15 protein-coding genes and 1 pseudogene are annotated in these 21,096 nt (G+C 32.5%); 2 read left to right on the forward strand and 14 right to left on the reverse strand.

Features of this window, described 5'->3' with window-relative positions; genetic code table 11:
* Positions 1 to 7: 7 nt before the first annotated feature.
* The 4 genes and pseudogenes from qoxB to ahlS all read right to left on the reverse strand — a co-directional run bounded on the left by qoxB (position 8) and on the right by ahlS (position 7,272).
* Positions 8 to 1,996: a cytochrome aa3 quinol oxidase subunit I gene (gene qoxB / locus KA894_RS09175; protein ID WP_107644512.1), complete on the reverse strand. Its 1,989-nt coding sequence runs from the start codon at positions 1,994 to 1,996 to the stop codon at positions 8 to 10.
* Positions 1,996 to 3,117 (reverse strand): cytochrome aa3 quinol oxidase subunit II, encoded by a 1,122-nt coding sequence (qoxA, locus tag KA894_RS09180; RefSeq protein ID WP_096808056.1) that lies wholly within the window; start codon positions 3,115 to 3,117, stop codon positions 1,996 to 1,998. Before qoxA ends, qoxB begins: the two co-directional genes overlap by 1 nt.
* Positions 3,118 to 5,263: 2,146 nt before the next feature.
* Positions 5,264 to 6,394: a zinc-dependent alcohol dehydrogenase family protein gene (locus KA894_RS09185; protein ID WP_210133901.1), complete on the reverse strand. Its 1,131-nt coding sequence runs from the start codon at positions 6,392 to 6,394 to the stop codon at positions 5,264 to 5,266.
* A 15-nt stretch (positions 6,395 to 6,409) separates the two neighbouring features.
* Positions 6,410 to 7,272, reverse strand: a pseudogene (gene ahlS, locus KA894_RS09190) (AhlS family quorum-quenching N-acyl homoserine lactonase).
* A 501-nt stretch (positions 7,273 to 7,773) separates the two neighbouring features.
* On the opposite strand from ahlS, the gene KA894_RS09195 reads away from it, so the two are divergent.
* Positions 7,774 to 8,226 (forward strand): MarR family winged helix-turn-helix transcriptional regulator, encoded by a 453-nt coding sequence (locus KA894_RS09195; protein WP_096808054.1) that lies wholly within the window; start codon positions 7,774 to 7,776, stop codon positions 8,224 to 8,226.
* A gap of 193 nt (positions 8,227 to 8,419) precedes the next feature.
* Positions 8,420 to 9,127 (forward strand): ferredoxin reductase domain-containing protein, encoded by a 708-nt coding sequence (locus KA894_RS09200; protein WP_119488102.1) that lies wholly within the window; start codon positions 8,420 to 8,422, stop codon positions 9,125 to 9,127.
* 1,026 nt (positions 9,128 to 10,153) lie between these two features.
* Here KA894_RS09200 and KA894_RS09205 read toward each other — a convergent pair.
* The 10 genes from KA894_RS09205 to KA894_RS09250 all read right to left on the reverse strand — a co-directional run bounded on the left by KA894_RS09205 (position 10,154) and on the right by KA894_RS09250 (position 20,506).
* Positions 10,154 to 10,933, reverse strand: a complete 780-nt coding sequence (locus tag KA894_RS09205) for a sugar phosphate isomerase/epimerase family protein (RefSeq protein ID WP_119488101.1) — start codon at positions 10,931 to 10,933, stop codon at positions 10,154 to 10,156.
* A 2-nt stretch (positions 10,934 to 10,935) separates the two neighbouring features.
* Positions 10,936 to 12,006: an ABC transporter ATP-binding protein gene (locus tag KA894_RS09210; protein WP_107644305.1), complete on the reverse strand. Its 1,071-nt coding sequence runs from the start codon at positions 12,004 to 12,006 to the stop codon at positions 10,936 to 10,938.
* A gap of 10 nt (positions 12,007 to 12,016) precedes the next feature.
* Positions 12,017 to 12,832 carry a carbohydrate ABC transporter permease gene (locus KA894_RS09215; RefSeq protein WP_119488100.1) on the reverse strand — a complete coding sequence of 272 codons (816 nt, stop codon included), beginning with the start codon at positions 12,830 to 12,832 and terminating at the stop codon, positions 12,017 to 12,019.
* The gene (locus tag KA894_RS09220) at positions 12,822 to 13,697 is read right to left on the reverse strand and encodes a carbohydrate ABC transporter permease (protein WP_119488099.1); all 876 of its coding nucleotides are present in this window, start codon (positions 13,695 to 13,697) and stop codon (positions 12,822 to 12,824) included. Before KA894_RS09220 ends, KA894_RS09215 begins: the two co-directional genes overlap by 11 nt.
* A gap of 21 nt (positions 13,698 to 13,718) precedes the next feature.
* The gene (locus tag KA894_RS09225) at positions 13,719 to 14,999 is read right to left on the reverse strand and encodes an ABC transporter substrate-binding protein (protein WP_119488098.1); all 1,281 of its coding nucleotides are present in this window, start codon (positions 14,997 to 14,999) and stop codon (positions 13,719 to 13,721) included.
* A gap of 118 nt (positions 15,000 to 15,117) precedes the next feature.
* On the reverse strand, positions 15,118 to 15,699 hold the full coding sequence (locus KA894_RS09230; RefSeq protein ID WP_096808047.1) for a glycerol-3-phosphate responsive antiterminator: 582 nt from the start codon (positions 15,697 to 15,699) through the stop codon (positions 15,118 to 15,120).
* 695 nt (positions 15,700 to 16,394) lie between these two features.
* Positions 16,395 to 17,402 (reverse strand): LacI family DNA-binding transcriptional regulator, encoded by a 1,008-nt coding sequence (locus KA894_RS09235; RefSeq protein ID WP_119488097.1) that lies wholly within the window; start codon positions 17,400 to 17,402, stop codon positions 16,395 to 16,397.
* 39 nt (positions 17,403 to 17,441) lie between these two features.
* Complete coding sequence (locus KA894_RS09240; RefSeq protein ID WP_119488096.1) at positions 17,442 to 19,304, reverse strand: beta-glucoside-specific PTS transporter subunit IIABC; 1,863 nt, start codon at positions 19,302 to 19,304, stop codon at positions 17,442 to 17,444.
* 87 nt (positions 19,305 to 19,391) lie between these two features.
* Positions 19,392 to 19,841, reverse strand: coding sequence for a ribose 5-phosphate isomerase B (rpiB, locus tag KA894_RS09245; RefSeq protein WP_119488095.1), 450 nt, complete (start codon positions 19,839 to 19,841; stop codon positions 19,392 to 19,394).
* A 2-nt stretch (positions 19,842 to 19,843) separates the two neighbouring features.
* The gene (locus KA894_RS09250) at positions 19,844 to 20,506 is read right to left on the reverse strand and encodes a ribulose-phosphate 3-epimerase (protein ID WP_119488094.1); all 663 of its coding nucleotides are present in this window, start codon (positions 20,504 to 20,506) and stop codon (positions 19,844 to 19,846) included.
* Positions 20,507 to 21,096 lie beyond the last annotated feature (590 nt).

The raw sequence follows: 21,096 nt of genomic DNA on the forward strand, positions 1-21,096 counted from the left end.
GTTTGCATCATGACTCATGACGTACAGCCTCCCTTTCTTTTATACGTTCGTTAAGCAAACGTTTTTCGTTTTCTGCTACTTCAGAAGCTGGGATATGATAACCGTGATCTACTTGGAAACTGCGGAAAATCATAGTGCCAAAGATACCTATTAAGCAAATAACAGCTGGGAGGATTGTTTCAAAGATCAGGAAGAAGCCCCCGATTGTGAAGAGGATGCCCATCCAAAAACCAACTGGCGTATTATTTGGCATATGAATATCAGTATAGTTATGGTTATCTAAATAATGACGCCCATGTTCTTTCATATTTACAAATGTATCATAGTCATTCCAGTCCGGTATGACAGCAAAGTTGTATTCAGGTGGCATCGCTGAAGCAGTGGACCACTCTAATGTACGTCCTATACCGTACCAATTGTCGCCAGTAGCTTCACGTGGTGATTTGAAGAAACTATATACGATACTAGCAATTAAGAACATAAAGCCTAATGCCATCATGAGGGCCCCGACAGTAGAGATTGCGTTTAACAACCACCAGCCGTCTTCTGGCATATAAGTGTATAAACGACGTGGCATACCATCTAATCCAAGGATGAATTGAGGTAAGAAACAAACGTTAAATCCAATAATGAAGAACCAAAAACACCATTTATTTAATGTTTCATTTAACTTAAACCCAGCCATTTTCGGCCACCAGAATATGAGTGCGCCTAATAAACCGAATGCAACACCAGCTACTAATGTGTAGTGGAAGTGTGCAATTAAGAAGTACGTATTATGATACTGATAGTCAGCTGCTGCCATAGAAAGCATAATACCAGTCACTCCACCTATTAGGAAGGTAGGAATAAATGCTAGCGCAAATAACATTGGTGACTCGAGAGTAATTCGACCTTGGTAAAGCGTAAATAACCAGTTAAAGATTTTAACGCCGGTTGGGATACCAATCAGCATGGTTGTGATTGAAAAGACTGAGTTAATTAACGCACCATTACCCATTGTGAAGAAATGGTGAACCCAAACCAAGAAACTAAGGAATGCGATACCTGCTGTTGCCCATACCATACTTTGGTGACCAAACAGACGTTTACGAGCAAATGTTGGGATAATCTCAGAATATATGCCGAACGCTGGTAGCACAACAATATAAACTTCAGGATGGCCCCACACCCAAAAGAAGTTAGCCCATAACATTGGCATACCGCCATTTGCGACTGTAAAGAACGCAGTATCGAAGATTCTATCTGTTGTGAACAGTGCTAATGCCACTGTTAATACTGGGAAAGCCAATATAATGAGTAATGTGGTAATGAAAGCAGTAACCGTAAACATTGGCATTTCCATAAATTTCATGGTAGATGTTTTACATCTGATTATAGTAACAAAGAAGTTAATACCAGTCATTAGGGTACCTATACCAGTAATTTGAATTGCAATTAAGTAATAGTTGACTCCGGGCCCTGGGCTGAATTCTCCTGCCATCGGTGCGTAGTTCGTCCAACCAGCCGCAGGTGAGCCTCCGATTATAAATGACAGGTTGAATAACAACATACCTGAGAAAAATAACCAGAAACTTACGTTATTTAATACAGGGTATGCAACGTCTCTTGCACCAATTTGTAAAGGTACAACAACATTCCATAAACCGAAAATGAATGGCATTACCATAAAGATAATCATGATGACGCCGTGCGTGCTAAAAACTTCATTATAATGATGTGGTTCTAAAAATGTATTATCTGGAATTGCTAATTGTGTACGCATCATTAAGGCATCAATACCGCCACGCACGAACATTAATACAGCACAGATTAAATACATCACGCCGATTTTTTTATGGTCAACCGATGTGAACCACTCTCTGTATAGATATTTCCATAATTTAAAGTAAGTAATTACTGCGATCACTGCGATGATAGCGAACGGTGCACCAATTTGTGCCATTGTAACCATCCAATCGCCATGAACGAGCAATTGATCCCATGGGAAATTCATTAATGTCCACCTCCATGTTCATGGTCTTTTTTCTCAGACTCTGATGCTTGTTCGTCTTTAGCACCTTCTGAGATTTTTTCCATTTCGTCCATATTATGTGATTCTTCATCTTTAAACTCACTGTTATATGGTTCATTATTGCCTAGTATCATAGCTTTCATACCATGACGTTCATAGTTTGCGTTTGTGATTTGTGGCTTACGTGCAGGTTTATTAGGTTTATCTAATACGTCCTCTTTTATTTCTTCTGGTGTATTAAAGTTTGGATCTTTCTGTACGTAATTGAAACGATCATAAGCATAGAAAATATACTCAGGATCAGCTGCTGGATCAACAAATGCCATATGCGTACCACTGAAAGTTAAGTTTTTGTTTTCAGTAGTTGGTAAAAGTTGTTTATCAAAGGTATCTTGATCTAATTCCTTTTGACTTTGAGCATCTTTTACCCAATCCTTAAATTCACTTTGGCTAACTGAATTGACATCAAATGTTTGGCGAGCGAATCCTTCACCGTTGAAGTTTGAGTTACGTCCTCTGAACGTTCCTTCTTCGCTAGCAGTTAAAGTCCAATCCATTGTCATTCCAGTCATCGCATATTTTTGGCCGCCTAACTGTGGAATCCAGAAACTTGTCATCATATCCATTGATTGAAGTTTGAAGACAACAGGTCGATCTTTAGGTATAGTTAAGTGGTTAACAGTTTCAACTTTTTCTTCAGGATAGCTGAAGAACCACTTATAACCAGCGCTTGTTGCATAGACAACAAGGGGATCATCTTGTTTTTCCGGCGTTTCTTCATACATGTAAAGTGATTTTACTGTAGGAATAGCTAAAGCGATAACAATGATCACCGGAATAATAAACCAAATTGTTTCAATTAAAGCGTTGTGGTGCATCTTACCAGATTCGTCTGTTTTGTGTAATCTATATTTATATAGAAACAAAGCAAACATGATAAGCACAGCAGCGATTATAACAAGCATGAAGATGATTGAGTAAATAATCAAAAACTTCGAGTCACTTGCTACCGGCCCTTTTGGGTTTAAAACTTCTACATTAGAACAGCCACTAAGTACGATTAGTGAGCCAAAAAGTAGAAGCAAAGACTTAAATTTCGACACTTTTTCAACCTCCTAATACTACAAATGTAGGGTTTATCATCAATTACAAATTTTACGTAATATTTATAATTAATTGTAATAAAGTTAAAACCGTTATCTTAATCATCCTTTTTATTAATATTTAAACTAAGTTTATTATTGAATTAATTTAATGATTAATTTTAAATAAATCTTATGTCTTATAAACATCCAATAGATGTTTCGACAAAACTCAGTAATATATAATTTTTAAGTAATGATTCTATCTTGGCTGAAATGGGATGCTTACCCTATAGTTAGAGATATCATCACGCTGTTAGCAAATATGAAGCAAAACGATGGAGTACTACCAAACCAATTTTCTTCATCCTGCAAACTTTCGTTCGTCCTAACCCTCTCTGATTAGTTTGTAATTGGCTTTCTGCAAATTTCAAACCCTTTTTTATTTAATATATTGGCAAAAACAATTCTTTACTGAATTACATAAAAAAGGCTGCTCTCATACTGTAGACCTGAAAACAGCCGAGAACTTATTTATCTGGTTGAGTGAATTTAGTTCATATAGTGTTATCAGAACCTTTTTAAACAGTACCGATGCCAATAAAATAACTCCCCCCTATAAAAATATGACATGCAGGTAGATGGTTTGCTTTTACTGATTTCTTGGTTTTTCTGTTCTGCTTACTCTTCACTTACATCTGTCCCTAATCCCTTGATAATGCTCAGAAGTATATTTATTTTTCAACTACCTCAGCATTTTTTGAAGTAGCTCGTAGGTTTAACCACCTCCAACGTCTATCTTTATGCTCGTCTTCACCCGCATTTCCAACTCCTTTATTCATTTTGCTAATCAAAGTTTTTAATGATTCTAATATCTAAAGTACCAAGCAACTGTATGACTAAAAGTAAGTTTTTAATAGACTTTGAAACATCTGTCTTTTGGATAGCAGTAACAATATGATGCATGATTCTCAAAACACCTATCCAGAGCAACAAGCTGTGCTTCATGGACTTCATTATTCGTGGTTTCAACCACATATCCTGTCTTTAATTATGTAGCATATGTGCTATTAAGTTCACTTTGGTAATACAAGTTTTAAGGTTCCTAACATTTAGATAATAGTAAAGACTGAGCAGTGCAATATTTCTTTTCTCTAAATAGTTTCATTTTTCCCTAGAACACAAAATACAAACATTAATAGGCATTCTCTCTAAACAAGATACAAATAAGTATTTGCATGTGTCAGTATTAAGGAAAAGAAAGTGACGTAACTAGTGATTATAAGAAGATCAATTCAGATCAACGGGCACAACCAGTTTATATGAACTGATTCCAATTTGTGGGAGTAAAATAAAAATACTTTCGTTGAATGCGTCATAAAATGAATTGATACGGAGATGCTTTTTCTATAAAAAGAGTTACTTAATTATCAGAAATTAGGATTAAAGCTATAGAAATAAAAGCTGAAAACCATGCTATAAAAGAAATTATGAATGGATTAAATATTCGAGATAAGACACTAGTTGATAATAGGTGGAAACGGCACAGAAATGTCGAAATCCATAGGTTTGAGTAACAAGCAGGTAAACAGTATTGATGTGCCAAATATATTGAAGCATTAAGTAATGAAGCAAAACAGGATACTTCAAAAATGATTGATAAATGCGTGGAATATAACGGTGTGAATATATCATGGTTTCCAAAAAACTGCCTCTTTTGCGTGAAAAAAATTCATTAATTTGCACTAACTTTAGTTATTTTTATAATTTTTCGAGTGTACAAAATTTTATAAATAGGAAATATTGGTATTGATGGCTAGTAATGCGAGTTTAGGCGCATCAGATTGATTTGTTTTTCTTAACATAAAAAACTCGTTTTGAACGTAGCTTCTATTTGATTATTTTGTATTATAAGTCTGTTTTCAAAATCGCGGTCACAATAATGCATAACGACGCTCTCCTATATACGTTTTCAAGAACCCAACATACTCAAGCGAATTTTAAAAGACGAGAGTAAAGCTAATCCGTTTAAAATACAGATTTAAAACCTAAGAGCGCAATCGATCTACTGCTCTCTATAACTATAAAAAATAGCTATAAAAGAAATCTATCGTCATAGATTTTTTCATAGCTAAGCTTAATTTATTTACTTTAACTAATATAGTAATTATTTTGTCATTTTAATAATAATTCTACCTGCATCACCATTTGCTAATTGATCAAAACCTTCGTTTATCTGTTCAAGTGAAATGACATCACTGATTAATGGATCAATGTTAAGTCGATTATGTTGATACAGACTAACAAATCTAGGGATATCACGGTCAGGAACACAGCTTCCAACATATGAACCCTTAACCGTTCGTTCTTCAGCTGCTAAGGTGACTTGAGGAAATGATAACTCTGCTTTTGGATTAGGTAAACCTGTTGTAATTGTCGAGCCACCACGTTTTGTTATTGCATATGCAACTTGCATCGCTGGTACTACACCTGCTGTTTCAAATACATATTCAGCTCCACCATTAATATATTGTTTAACTTCTTCTATAACATTTTCATCTCCTGAATTAAATACTGACGTCGCCCCTAAAGTTTTGGCAACTTCAAATTTATCTTCATTTATGTCTAAAGCAATAATTTTATTAGCTCCTGCCAATTTTGCTCCTATAATATCGTTTAAACCAATACCGCCAAGCCCTACAACTGCTACATTGCTGCCTGGTCTAATCTGTGCTGTGTTAATAACTGCTCCTATACCTGTAATGACAGCACAGCCAAATACTGCTGCGCGTTCGTAAGGAATGTCCGAATCAATTTTTACAATTGAATTGTCTGATACAACAGCATATTCTGAGAAACCAGAAACGCCTAAATGGTGATAAACGGCGTCATTATCTTTAGATAAACGAGCCCCTCCCTCTAACATTTCACCTTTTTCGTTTGATATTGCTCCGTTTTCACATAATGCTGGTCGTCCTTCACGACAGGGTATACACTTACCACAACTTGGGATAAATGTACAAACAACATGATCACCCACCTCAAAGTCGCTTACATTTTCACCTAGTTCTACAATCTCTCCTGCTGCTTCATGTCCTAACGCCATAGGCATTGGTCGTGGTCGGCTTCCATTAATCACTGATAAATCAGAATGACATAAACCTGCTGCATGGATTTTAATTAACACTTCGTTTTTCTGAGGAGCGCCAAGACTTAAAGTTTCAATTTTTAAAGGTTTCGTTTTTTCATAAGGACCTTCTATGCCCATGTCAAATAATACTGCTGCTTTTGTTTTCATTTATTTTCACACCCTTTACTCATAATAACCATCAGTAGACTTTCTAAAAGACTCAAATTGATGGCCGCCATGACCAAACCAGATTTCTGCGTTTTTTTCTTTTGCTAGTCTCTTAATATATTCAACTGAATTAGCCCAACCAATTGAATCATAAATTATTCTAGATGTTTGCAATTTAGGCGCCATACTTTCTTGTGTATAAATGGCATCAGAAGCTAAGATTAAAGTGCCTAACGCTTCACTTTCAATTTCAAGGCCAATCATACCCCAAGCATGCCCACTACCAAAATTCAGCACCTTCACTCCAGATACAAGCATCAAATGGTCTTGGTCGCGTGCAATTGTTTGCCAAGTTAAATCACTTTTAATCCAAACATCAATATCACTCCAAATATATGCGCCTTCTTGTTGGTTACGTGCGTAGCACTTCATCGCGCCACTGAATTCATCATCATGGACAATGACAGTTGCATTTGTAAAATATTCTAAACAACCTGCGTGGTCTAGATGTAAATGTGAAGCGACTACTATATCAACATCTTTAGGATTTACGTCCAATTGTTCTAGCCTATTGGGTAAATGATATGATTCATCTGAAAAATAAAGGAAGGCTTTCTGTGTAGCATTAATCCAACGACCTTCTTCTCCCATTGAATTAGGATTACAAGCAGTGTCAAATAAAATTTTAGCACCTGGATGATCTATAAAAGATGATCTATAAAAACTGTATAAATCGGAATTTCATGTAGTTCATTTTCTTTATTTGGATTGTGGAGTGTCGCTTGGTTTGAATTAGCTATCATAAGATTTTTATCCATTTGCATTCGTCCATTATCTAAAACATAGATTTTCATACAATCTTTTTTTATATTTACCAATATAATCAACCCCTTGACCTATATATTACCCTCTTTTTTGTAAACAATTTCAATTTTTGAGTAAAATTTTTATTGGTAAAACCTTGTTACTTTTATGTTTTACATAATTTCCCTTAAATTCTATGTGTATTTAACACATGGTAGCCAAATAATTTGCTTCAGCTATAATAGCTTTTACCTTTAGATAACTTTTACCATTACCTTCCAATATAACTAGTCACAACGGCATATGTTTATTTATATATAATTTATTTCTGATATTATAAAACCAACTAGAAATGCCAGCCCTAAAAAATATATAAAAACTCTCTTTCAATGTATATATCCTTGAAATAAACTAAAAATTAAACTCATTTTTATATTTAGAGCAAGAAAGGTTATCCAATAAGGACAGAACAATTATTATGTTAAAATACGTATAGAAACATTTAAATAGAAGTCTTAAATGGCAAGGATTATAAGGGAAATAAAGCATTTAACGAAGAGATTGCGAGGAAAATAATGGATTCATATAAAAAAGATTTTGAAGAGCGTAATAGGAAGTTGAAAGAGTTCCAAGATTTATTTGAAAATATATTTATCTACATGAAAAAACAAGAAGACTTATTCCCAAAAACACCATACAATCTAAGTGCTAGTCATATTCTTATTCTTACTTACTTAAATAAAGTGGGTAATTGTACAGTTTCTGATATTACAAATTATCTTGGAATTTCCTCTGGCGGTGGTACTGTTCTAACAAATAACTTATTGAAACATAATTTAATTAACCATTACAGGTCAAATAAGGATAAAAGAGTAGTTTTACTTTCTCTTACTAGTCAAGGTGAAGAGATTGTAGAACAAATCATTAAACAGCGGTCTACCACTTTTGTAGGAATGCTTGAAAATTTAGATGAAACGGAAATAGAGCAAATTCTGGATGTTTTTCGTAAATTAAATCATAATTTTTAAACCCTATTACATACGCTATGTGCTAAAGACTTATAGTTTAAATATGTCTATGTTATTGAGAAGAATTCTCATTGACACCCTATTTAGTTCGTGATAAAGTCTTACTTAATAAGTATCTTAGTTAGTAAGTTAATATTCAAATAAAAAAGTTTTTCATGAATTATCATATGTAATTAAATAAGGAGGGTATGTAATGCAGATATACTGGACTAAAATAAATAAAATTATTGAAGAAACGCCTGAAGTTAAAACATATTTATTGGATTGCCCAGAAAACTTTACGTGGGAAGAAGGCTCCCATGTCCACTTCGCTCTGAAAGGGTTTAATGATGGAGATAAACCAAATCGTAATTTAATTCGTCATATGTCAATCTCTACTATACCGCAAGAAAACGTGATTGGTATCACTACGCGCATCAAAGAGCAGTGTTCTGAGTTTAAATCGATTTTATTAAATCTTGAAGTTGGGGATGAAGTTGCGATATTTAAAATTCATTCAAATGTACCACTTAAAAGAGCAGACAAAAATGTTTATCTTCTGTCCTCAGGTGTCGGTCTAGCAACATTCAGACCACTTGTACTTGATTATTTCGAACGCGCTGACAACGTCAATCAAATTCATTCATTGAATATCGATTCATCAAAAGATTTCTTATTCCCTACCATTTTTGAATCTGCCGTTGACAAGAATTTCACTGCGCAGTTTGTCGATAATCGTAAAGATTACTATAAAGAAGTGAAAAAACTCGTTGCAGATAAAGATGGCCTCTTCTATATTGTCGGCAGCGATGAATTTCTTTTGCAGAACATCGCAGTATTACGAGAACAGGGGATCAAGCCAGAACATATTATGCTCGATAAGCATGAGCAACAACTACCTGATTTTTTACCATCCATTTAAATAAAGAGTAATTTTTTGTAAAACAATAAATAGATGTCTCATTAACTGGCACAAACTTAAACTAGCGAGATTATCATTGTACGATACTCGAAAGTTAGCGGAAGAACTAACTTTTGGGCGTCGTTAGTCAAAAGATAATCTTTTTTGTTATTATGTCAGAAATTTACAATTAAAGTATTTTATTGAAGTTATTAACTAAATTAATAACTTTTTTCATCTTATAATTGTGCCTCTTAATAATCAAAGCATCAATAACAACTTAATGATTTACGGATTCAATATGCTTAATCTAAAATTATCAATATATAGCTGAAAACGACAATTAATTTTTATAAAACTTGAACCTCAAAAACTGTATCACTAATGATATGTTTCTCCTTGTTAATAGATTGCTGAAAAAGCGTTTCTCATGAAACATTTTAGATTATAGAATTTAATAAGGCTGTTATTACAATAGCTGTCAGTTATTATCCCAGTTATACATTAAGTTATCGTGCTCTATTTGAAATATAAAAATATGATATACATACGCATCCTCCGACAATTTATCGTTCGGGGATATATCGTTTATCCCTTTACAACAGAAATGCATTCACATATTTTGTCGTAGGACATAGACAACGCATATTTATTTTATTTGTTCCATTTCCCTCAACTTTTAACCTTTGTTTGTAATGAATAAGACACTCTTTTTATAGAAAAACACCTTTGTATGATTCATTTTAAATGAATTCAACGAAAGTGTTTTTGTTTTATTCCCATTATTTGGGTCCAGCTCAAGCACATGGCTTAAAATATTGTTTTTATTTAAAATTACCAAATTGACTTGATATGTATCGTTTATATTAAAAAGATTAATTTGTATTTATATCATTACAAAAATCTTAAAATAGTAATTATTATTAGCTATTTTTAAACAAATGATGTCTTCAGTCATTTAAAAATGAATAATACAAGTCGGAGTGTAGCTTAATCTACTACAATCCGACTTCTCCCTATGATGGACAATTTTCAACTTTATCCTTGTTATTCTGTTTTCATTTTTCTTAATACATAGTCTATATCATGTTGAATTTGCTGTGGTTGTTCTCCGATATCATAATTGTATTCCAATGTTAGATGGGCATTGGGTGTGTACTTACGGTATGTCTCAAAGAAGTGTTCCATATTTAATGTGCCATCGTGTAATAAATTATGATCGTCATGCTTACCGTCATTATTGTGTAAATGATAGAATTTAATTTTGTCTTGAAGTTGCTGTATCACATAATCTAAATGCCACCCATTTGCATTTGCGTGTCCAATATCAATCAATACGTTGTTCGCGCGTTCTTTACAAAAATTGATAAATTCTGATTCTGTTAATAATTTGTTTTGCTTGGTATCTACACCCACATTTTCCACTAAAATATTGACACCTTTGTTTTTAGCTTCTTGTGTAATATGATCTAAATTAAATTTTGTTTGAGCAATCATTTGTTGCTTATCGTCAATCGCGATGTTATTTACATGATAGACGATATCTTTTATTCCTAAGTCTACACAATGTTCAATGGCTAATCGAATTTGTTCTAAGCTATATAAATCTTCTTCCTTTGATCGTGAGTGTTCTACATCAAATATTTGTTCATGATAGGTTAAGTATCGATTTGTATCTTTACCTAAAGCAAGTAATTCTTTCATATAAACTTTATCTTGGTTATTCGCAAAAAGTTCTATTCCTAAATCTGGGTTGTCCTCTAAGAGACCATAAATAGGCGTTAATCCACTTCTTATATATGCATTGGTACTTAAAATGAGTGCCATAATTACCTCTCCTCTATATTCATTTCTGTATTTGGATCAAACAATGTTACTTTACTCATATCAAACTTAATATTTACTACACTTTGTTCTGGTCTTTTATAACTTTTTACAGTCAGCATTTGTTGATTGATTTTTCCAATAAGACTGTAACTTTCTCCTAAATTTTCAATATCTTCAATTTCAAATCTTATTCCTGTGGGTTCTTCCTTTATATAAATTGCTTCAGGACGAATACCTACTAGTAGCGAACGACCTTCATAGGGCTCTAAATTTTGTTGATTTAAAGTCTTCGCATCTATATATAGTTTAGAATCAAATATGAGTTGGTTTTTCTCATACTTTGCATCGAGAATATTCATCGGCGGCGTACCGATAAAACGTGCTGTAAACACATTACTCGGATGATTATAAACATTTTCCGGTGTATCGAACATTTGTATTTCACCCTTATCAAATAATGCGATACGATCAGCTAATGCCATTGCCTCTAATTGATCATGTGTCACAAAAATAAAAGTATGCTGATACATATCATGTAAATGTAATAACTCTCTCCTAGCAGACACACGCAGTAAAGCATCGAGGTTAGACAGAGGTTCGTCTAATAAGAAATAAGAAGCATTCTTAACGACTGCTCTGCCTAAAGCAACTCTTTGACGTTGACCACCTGAAAGTTCGCTTGGTTTACGTTCTTTTAAGTGATTTAAATCTAATATAGAGAGTGCTTGATGAAGGCGTTGCTCAATATCTTCTTTGGGTATTTTATTACGTTTTAATGCATAGGTAATATTCTTCTCTACGCTCATATGTGGATATAACGCGTAGTTTTGAAAAACCATTGCAATATCTCTTTCTCCCGGAGCATAATTTGTTACATCCTTATCATCAAATAGTATTTGGCCGTCTGAAACACTTTCTATGCCAGAGATCATTCTAAGTATTGTAGACTTCCCGCAACCAGAGGGGCCTAAAAACACTACGCGTTCCCCATCATTTATTTTCAAAGTTAAATTCTCAATCACTTTAGTGTCACCAAATGATTTGCATAAATTTTTCAATTCTAAAGTACCCATTGTAAACCTCCTATTTAATCCCACTTGCAGTGAATGTGTCTATAATCATACGTTGGAACAATAAGTATACGATGAGTGGAATGGCCATCGTTAAGACACTCAAGGCCATCGCCACTGTAAAATTAGTGCCACCTTCTGAACTTACAAACAATTGTAATGCTAAAGGTAATGTATAATTTGCTTCACTTTTCAACATTAAGTTTGGCCATATATATTCATTCCATGACAAGATAAAAAACCAAATACTTGTTGATGTCAGCGCAGGCTTAGTAATTGGCACAATCACGTCTTTCATCGTATGCCAAACTGAAATATTATCCACTTGCAAGGAGTCTAACAATACTTTTGGTATATTACGCATAGATTGCGTTAACATAAATATGCCAATCGCATCTGCAAGCTGGGGTAAAATAACCCCCCACCACGAATCTACAAAACCTAAACGCGCCATAATAATATAATTCGGGACCATCGTGACAGTAAATGGAACAAATATCGTTGCTACGAGTACCATATAAGTCACTTTTTTAAATTTGAATTGAAAGAAAACAATAGCGAACGCTGCTAAAAATGAAATGATTACTTTCACTATCGTGATTACACTGGCAATTACGAACGTGTTTGTTGTAATTTGCAACAGTGGGATATCGTTAATTAATTTGTCGAAATTCTCTATTGTAAATGGTAATGGTATTAAATTAATCATAGAATCATACGCGTGGCTTAGTTTTTTGAACGAATTACTTACTGCAAAAATAATTGGATAAATCGCTAATAATATACATGTGATGAGTACGATATGTGCGATAGAAGATTTAATTTTCATACTTTACTCTCCTCTCAACCACTAAAAACTGAATCAGTAATAGTGAAAAGAAAATAATCAATGTAATCGTCGATACAGCAGCAGAAACGCCTGTTTTATATAAGGTAAACCCTTCGTGATAAGCATGATAAATTAAATTACTACTTTGATAATTGGGGCCGCCTTTTGTAATTACACTGATAGGCATAAAAACGTACTGCAAACCTTGTACTATAGTCATGATTAAAATGTAAAAACCGGTCGCCGAGCTCATAGGTAGAATAATATCTATAAAAATACGTGAAGGCTTCACGTTATCTATTTTTGCTGCTTCAATCATCTCTCTCGGTATGCCAATAATACTGGAATATAAAACCAAGAAATTATAACCAAAGACTTTCCACGCTACAATCAAACTAATGACGAAGATGACCCAACCATTCGCCGTCGTCCAATTTGGTATCGATATGCCAAATATACCTAGCACTTGTGCAACAGGACCCGACACTGGATTAAGTACCCACAGAAACACCATCGCGCCTACCACAAGTGAAATTACAGAGGGTATAAACAATACAGTTTGATAAATACGTTTTCCTTTGCCAATAAAGTAATCCACAATAAAAGCAAAAATATAAGTTATCATTGTATTAAATACAACTAGTAATGCAATATAGGCAAATGTCTGACCGATAATCATATAAAACTTAACGTTTGTAAAAAGTTCAATATAATTATCTAAACCTACAAATTCTTTGTTTGTTTTAACCATGTTCCAATCAAAAAAGCTTAAATATACGGTATAAATCAAAGGTATAATATTAAAAATTAAAATAATGATTACAGATGGTAGTAATAATGCATAAGGCAACCATTTTTTATTCATTACTTGTACCTCCTTAATTGGTTAATCTAATTCCTGGTTAATTCTATTTTGCGTTGCTTCCATGGTTTCCTTTACATCTGCATCTTCACCGAGTATTTTATCTCGCATATCAATAAGTTGTTGCTCCGCTTCTAAACCGCTATTACCAGGAAACGCCGCCCAAGGCACAACATCACTCATTTGGTTGATTGCTGGTCGCATCATCTTATTTTCTTCAACATAAGCTTTTAAACCTTTCGGGTTATCTACAACATCATTACGTGGCGGCACGTATCCCGTCCCTTTCGTCCATTTCGCCACATTTTCAACTTTGTATAGATATTTCATAAACTTCCACGATGCTTCTTGCTCTTCTTTAGTATCTGACGTAATGCCTAGCATTGCACCCCCTGCGGGAACTGCTTTCTCTTTACCTTTCCAACTTGGTATTTCAATCGCTTCAACATCAAATGTTGCATTATCTTTAATGTGTTTTTGTTTCGCATTTGTAGTAAATAGCATACCGACTTCACCATTGATAAAGCTTTGTTGACCTTGTTCATCATTAGTATGTAATGCGGACTTATCGTTCACCATATCTTGCATCATTTGATATGCTTCTATACCTTCCTGGTTTGCAAATGATGCTTTTCCATCTTTTACGATATTGCCCCCATTACTATCAACGATTGCTTGTTGTGCCCAACTATCTGCAGGCTCTTGTATAAAGATGCCATATTGATTTGTGGTTTCTTTAATTTTTTTTGCATAGTTTTGAACTTCTTCCCAAGTCTTCGGCCCATTTGCATCAAGATGCGCTTTACGTAAAATATCTTTATTTATAAACATAACTGGACTACTAACAGAATATGGCAGTCCTAGTTGTTCTCCGTTTTCATCCTGGGCAATTTTTAAAACCTTGTCATCAAACTTTTCTTTTATAAACTTTTTATCTTCTGGAAATGATTGATTGATAATCTCTTCGGGTGATGTATATTCAAAGTTGTCTTTGTAATAATTTTTAAAGGACCAGCCTATTTGTACAACATCTGGGGTTCTACCCCCTGCTGCTTCAGACATCATATTCTGTATCAACCCTTTATACATATCTGGATTGTATTTAGCTTGCACATAGACGTCGTCACTTTGTTTATTAAAATCATTTACAAGTTCTTTTACTGTTTTTCCACCTTGAGTTTCAGCGTTGACATGCCAGTACTCAATTTTCACTTTGCCATCTTTTGTCTCTTCCTTACTCCCTTCAGCGCTACAACCTGCTAAAAACAGTAATGTTATACACAAGAGAAAACTAAATTGCTTCATTCGCCTTAATCCCTCCAAAAAAAATAGCCAAATAAACGTGTCAATACACGCTTATTTGGCTCTCCAATTGCCTATCACTTCACTTGTTATGTTTAATGTAACAAATGTATATTAATATTTATTGATGCTCATGTAAAAAATCAGTAAATTCTCTCTTCCACATTGCTTTATTTGCAGTCGATACACCTAAAGCGCCATCTTCAAGCGCTTGAGTTAAATAAGTTTCACTATCTACTAATCCACCCATAATAATAGGTATTTTTACTTTTGATTGAATAGATTCAATTAAAAATGAAGTAATCGTTGGCATCATTTCTAACATATCAGGCTGACTTACTTTAGCAGTATTTATAATATTTTCTTTCATATCGTGATCGGCTAAAAAGAAACGTTGAATTACGAAAATATCATTCTTTTTCGCTAATTTTACATGGCTCATTTTTGTCGTTATGATACCTTCCGGTTGAATCATTTGTTTTATATATTTAAAACCAAAATCATCTAATTTTAATCCTTTAATCTTCTCCACATGAATATAAACATCAATTCCATTTGACTGATATAGCTTCACGTACTCTTTAATATTTATGAAATTACCAGTTAAAATAAATACTGCTTTCAAGTTATCTTTGTATTTCAATACCTTTTCAAGTTGGTTTTCCTTGGTCACTGATGCAATCACTACTTTATCCTTTTTCATTTTACCCTCCGCATTTTAAAGAATTAATACATGATATCCCTCTACATTTTCTCTTAGACTCTTTAAAATTCAATTATATATTAGTCAAAATGAAATCGGGTAGAAAAACATAATGTATAGCCCCCAAAATAGTAATGTAGCTCTTCAATTAAAATTATATTTATTTTCTTATGAGTGATTTAATAACTTTGATTACGCTTGTTATTACAAAATTTTAAATAGTGTGGAGGTAAAGATTCATTTACTTGCAACGATAAACAGATTTATTCAAATTTCATAATGAAGAAACCTGAATAAATTATAATTATTTTTAGTTAACACCTTTGACTTTTTTAGAAATTATAGTTACGCCACTGATCACTGTAATAATCATTACGCTTAATATGTATACACCATTAATAATTCCAAAAGATAATAGTAAAAGGTATGTTAATAAAAAAACACGTTTTGCACAAACCAATGTATTACTTAAAATACCTACAATTATGGGATGAAAAGCAAATACAATGCCTGAAACGTCTGACAGTAATCCAAAAGCTGTCGCTTTTTATTTAAAAATAGTTAACTGCATTATAGAAGAATCCCAACACAAACGGAGAAAGGGTAATTAAAAACAGGACTGACTTTTATGTCAGCCCTGTGTTAGTATAGAGCCATGAATTATAACAATTTCCATTATTTCATTACATTTCTTCTTAAGTAGTTCCTCTATAAATCTTATTAATAGGAAGTTTAATATGGATATTATTTTTTGTCTGTTTATTATTAATCAAATCTAATAATGTTTTAGCAGCAGTGCGACCCATTAATTTTTTGTTTTGATTTATTGTTGTAATATTAGGGTAACTATATTTAGATATTGAAACATTATCAAAACCAACAATTTTAACATCTTCGGGGATTTTAAAATTATTATCTTTCAAAGAATATAAAGCACCTAAAGCTAGCCAATCATTAACAGCAAATATACCATCAAATTTAATATTTTTCTCTAACAATTTATTAATGGCATCTTTTGCATAATCAAAATGCGTTTTTTTCAAATTAATGATTAGTTCTTCATTCAAACTCATGTTATATTCTTCAATTGCCTTTCGATAACCTTCAAATCTATCTATATTTGTAGAAGTTTCTTTTTCACTTTTTAAAACAACAATATTTTCGCAACCTTTTTCAATCAATAAACTAGTAGCTTGATAACCGCCTTCTAAATTATCAGATTCAATAATTGCAATTTCTTTATTTTCTTTAGGTTTTCTATCAATGCACACTACAGGAATATTTCTTCTTACAGAAGTATGTAATGTATCATCATAGCCTGAAATATAGATCAAACCGTCTACACCTTTTGAGTCTAAACTAGCTAAATAATCTAATTCTTTACCCTTCTCACCGTTGGAATTGCAAATAAATACAGTATAATTTTCTTCTTCAAAAAAGTACTCTTCAATTTCAGAAACGATAGAAGCAAAAAACTCATTTTTTATATCTGGTACTATAACTCCTATAGTATTTGTTTGTTGCATTCTTAAACTTTTTGCAACTAAATTTGTTTTATAATTATTGCTTTTGATTACTTCTAGTACTTTTTTTTCGGTTTCTTTAGAAAATCTCCCGTTTTGATTAATAACTCTTGAAACAGTTGCTACAGAAACCCCGCTTATCTCAGCAATTTCTTTTATGGAAAGGTTTTTCTTATCCAATTTAATTACTCCTCAGTTATAAAACTTTTGTATGAGAACTTATAATTTACTAACTTTATATAGAATATCGTTTGTTGTAACAACCTTATTATCATTTATATTTAATTCTAATTTGTAATTATCTTTATTTGTTAACAATAGGGGTGTTGATATATCATAATCTTTACCAATTTGCTCAACGTCAAACTTAGCTAATAACTGACCTTGTTTTACTTTTTGTCCTTGTTCTACAAAAGTTTCAAAATACTTTCCATCTAATTCTACTGTATTAATCCCAATATGCGCAAGTATTTCTGCACCGTTTTCTAATGTTAAACCATAGGCATGCTTTGTTGGAAATAGCGTAGTTAATTGACCATCAGCTGGTGCATATATTTCACCATTTTCAGGTATTACAGCAATACCTTCACCTAGTAACCCATCTGAAAACACTCCATCTTTAATATCCTTTAATTCTTTTATTTCACCAACTACCGGGCTATGAACACTTACAGTTTTATTAATACTCTCTGATTTATCATTACTAATATTTTGGGTTTTAGTAGTATCTAGTCCTTGCTCTTTAAAACCAAGTATATAAGTTGCAATTGCTCCTACAACAAAACAAATGACTAAACCAATAATATAGTGAACAAAAGTAGATCCAACAAATGCAGGTAAAGTAGTTAATCCACCAAATACGAACGCATATGATTTCACGCCCATGCCTCCGATATATGCTCCACCTACAGCACCACCAATTATTCCACCAATAAATGGTCTTTTCAATTTCATCCCAACGCCATAAATCGCTGGTTCAGTAATACCTGCAAAGAAAATTGAAAGTAATGCTGACAAACTAAATGATTTCATTTTTTTGTTTTTAGATTTTAATAAAACTGCAAAAGCAGCACCTGCAATCCCAAAATTAGCTGCTCCCGTTAATGGCACAACCTTATCAAATCCCAGTGCACTTATATTACTAATCATTATTGGATTAACTGCCCATTGCAATCCAAATACGACAAATACATTCCAAATTCCACCAACAATTAATCCGGTAATCCACCCGTTAGATTCACTTAACCAATTAATTAAGTTTGCTATACCTTCTCCGACATAAACACCAAACGGACCAAATAATCCTACTGTAACAGGCACAATAATAACAAGTGAGATTAACGGTACAAATATAATTTGGACACTTTTCCAAATATATTTTTCTAAGAACTTCTCTAAGTATGAATATACCCAAATTGCTAAAATAGCAGGTATAACTGTAGAAGAATAATTCATTAAAATAATAGGTATGCCTATAAATGATGTCACCGTTCCATTACCACTGTCACCCAATAAATTAATAAGTTCGGGGTGAATTAACGATGCACCAATTACTGCTGCAATATAAGGATTTACTTTAAATCTTTGCGCAGATGTAAACGCTAACAAAATAGGTAAAAAATAAAAGACAGACATTGAAGCTGCAGATAAAATAACATACGTACCAGATTTATTGTCTATCCAACCTAATTGTTCTATCAGAAGTAATATCCCTCTCAATATACCAGCGCCTGCTAACGCTGGTAATAGAGGGGTGAATATACTTGAAATTGTGTTAAAAAATCTTGCTACTAAATTCCCCTTTTCTTTTTCTGAAGATTCCTCTTTACTACCCTCTAAATTAGAAATATTAATTAATTCATTATATACTTTTGGGACTTCCGTCCCTATAATCACTTGATATTGGCCACTTTTACTAAATGCCTGAATTACATCATCTGATTCATTTAATTCTTTCTCATTCACTTGCTTTTCATCTCTTAATCTAAAACGTAACCGAGTAGCACAATGAGTTACAGATAGAATATTACTTTCCCCACCAATTCGATCCAATACAAATTCAGCAATTTTTTTATAATTCATAACATCACCTTCATCTTTGTTTTAATTATTACAGTTAGACAGTAAATTTTTAAAACAATATCTAATCATAATAAAGTTAATATATCTTTAACATAAATACTTGTTTTCAATTTCACTAATTGAGTCTATTCTATCTTGATGACGTCCGCCTTCAAATTTAGCTTCTAACCACTCTTTAACAATCATTTTTGCTAACTCACTACCAATTACTCTAGATCCAAATGCTAAAATATTTGTGTTGTTATGTTCCCTTGACAATTTAGCTGTATAAGGCTCACTACAAACTACAGCTCTGATACCACTCACTTTATTAGCAGCTATAGAAATGCCAATGCCTGTTCCACAAATTAATATACCTAAATCCGCTTTTTTCTCTACTACACTCGTTGCGACCTGTTTCCCATAATCAGGGTAATTAGTTCTTTCTGAGCTATTTGTTCCTATATCAATAACTTCATGACCTAATTCTTTTAGATATGTTTTGATTGCTGGTTTTAATTCAAATCCAACATGATCATTACCAATAGCAATTTTCATAACTAATTTTCATCCTTTCTTAATTTATTAATAATTTCAGTATAGGATTCATCTTTCCCAAACAAAGCCGAGGTCCCCAAAATAAATCCCTTAACGCCTTTATCACTTAACATATTTACTTTTTTAGGCGAAATTGCTCCGTCAACATATATATCATAGTTATATTTTCTTGAATAAATTTCAGAAGTTAGAATATCTATTTTTTCATTAACAAAATCTAAATAGTTTTGTCCTGCAAATCCAGGATTTACAGTCATTAGCATAACTTTATCTACAATATTTAATAAAGGTTCAATAGTATGAATCGAAGTATCTGGATTTATAGCGATTCCTGCTTCTACATTATTATTTTTGATTTTCTGAATTGTTCTGGTAGGATGCATATCTGTTTCAGGATGAAAGTAAATTATGTCTACATTTTCTTTTACAAACAAATCAATATATTCTCCCGGGTTTTTTATCATCAGATGTACATCAACTATTTTATGAGTTAATCGTCTAATAGTATTTAAATCTTGTAGCCCCATACCAAAATTAGGTACAAATTGGCCATCCATAAAGTCAATATGAAAGCCATCTACATTGGCATTTTCTAAATCTTTAACTTCTTTTTCTAAATTTTTAAAATCAGCACACATCATTGATGGAAATAATTCTTTATTCAAAAATAAACCCTCCCTTTTGAGTAAACGTTTACTCAGTTATTAAAAATTTTTGAGTAAACGTTTACCCAACTATTAAAAGTTTCATTAATTATACCATATGGTTTTATTATTACAACTTCAAATTATTGAAATCACTAATTTTTTTAATAGTTTGAAACGAAATCACAATAGGACTAAAAATAAAATCACCTGTCTAAATTTTATAAATATATGTTTCTACTGAGAAATAAGGCGTATAACGTCTTTTTTGTTAAATAAACATGTTAACGTACTATTGTATATCGGTTAAGTTATTTCAAATAAATTATAATATTAAACCCAACCTAATTAATATTATATATCTAGGAAACCGCAGCGTTTATGATACGCTTTTCCTTGTTAGTAATTTTGCTAAATATTATTAGTTTTCTCAGTGTATTTCAAAGAGAATTATATATATCTATTCGAGAAAGAGCACCTATATTGATATATAGGTGCTCTTATAAATCATAATTACTATCTTATAACATATTACTAATTTTTCATTTCACTATAGATATCATATAAAAAATAATATTTCTATCAATACTATTTGGTCATACTATCCTCAA

Origin of the sequence: Staphylococcus sp. GDY8P131P, assembly GCF_017891975.1 — a bacterium.
GTDB lineage: Bacteria > Bacillota > Bacilli > Staphylococcales > Staphylococcaceae > Staphylococcus > Staphylococcus nepalensis.

What these genes read in the sequence shown, in the direction of transcription:
- qoxB (WP_107644512.1), bottom strand. Translation starts at nt 1,996, where the DNA reads ATGAATTTCCCATGGGATCAATTGCTCGTTCATGGCGATTGGATGGTT.
- KA894_RS09185 (WP_210133901.1), bottom strand. Translation starts at nt 6,394, where the DNA reads ATGAAAACAAAAGCAGCAGTATTATTTGACATGGGCATAGAAGGTCCT.
- KA894_RS09195 (WP_096808054.1), top strand. Translation starts at nt 7,774, where the DNA reads ATGGATTCATATAAAAAAGATTTTGAAGAGCGTAATAGGAAGTTGAAA.
- KA894_RS09200 (WP_119488102.1), top strand. Translation starts at nt 8,420, where the DNA reads ATGCAGATATACTGGACTAAAATAAATAAAATTATTGAAGAAACGCCT.
- KA894_RS09205 (WP_119488101.1), bottom strand. Translation starts at nt 10,933, where the DNA reads ATGGCACTCATTTTAAGTACCAATGCATATATAAGAAGTGGATTAACG.
- KA894_RS09210 (WP_107644305.1), bottom strand. Translation starts at nt 12,006, where the DNA reads ATGGGTACTTTAGAATTGAAAAATTTATGCAAATCATTTGGTGACACT.
- KA894_RS09215 (WP_119488100.1), bottom strand. Translation starts at nt 12,832, where the DNA reads ATGAAAATTAAATCTTCTATCGCACATATCGTACTCATCACATGTATA.
- KA894_RS09220 (WP_119488099.1), bottom strand. Translation starts at nt 13,697, where the DNA reads ATGAATAAAAAATGGTTGCCTTATGCATTATTACTACCATCTGTAATC.
- KA894_RS09225 (WP_119488098.1), bottom strand. Translation starts at nt 14,999, where the DNA reads ATGAAGCAATTTAGTTTTCTCTTGTGTATAACATTACTGTTTTTAGCA.
- KA894_RS09230 (WP_096808047.1), bottom strand. Translation starts at nt 15,699, where the DNA reads ATGAAAAAGGATAAAGTAGTGATTGCATCAGTGACCAAGGAAAACCAA.
- KA894_RS09240 (WP_119488096.1), bottom strand. Translation starts at nt 19,304, where the DNA reads ATGAATTATAAAAAAATTGCTGAATTTGTATTGGATCGAATTGGTGGG.
- rpiB (WP_119488095.1), bottom strand. Translation starts at nt 19,841, where the DNA reads ATGAAAATTGCTATTGGTAATGATCATGTTGGATTTGAATTAAAACCA.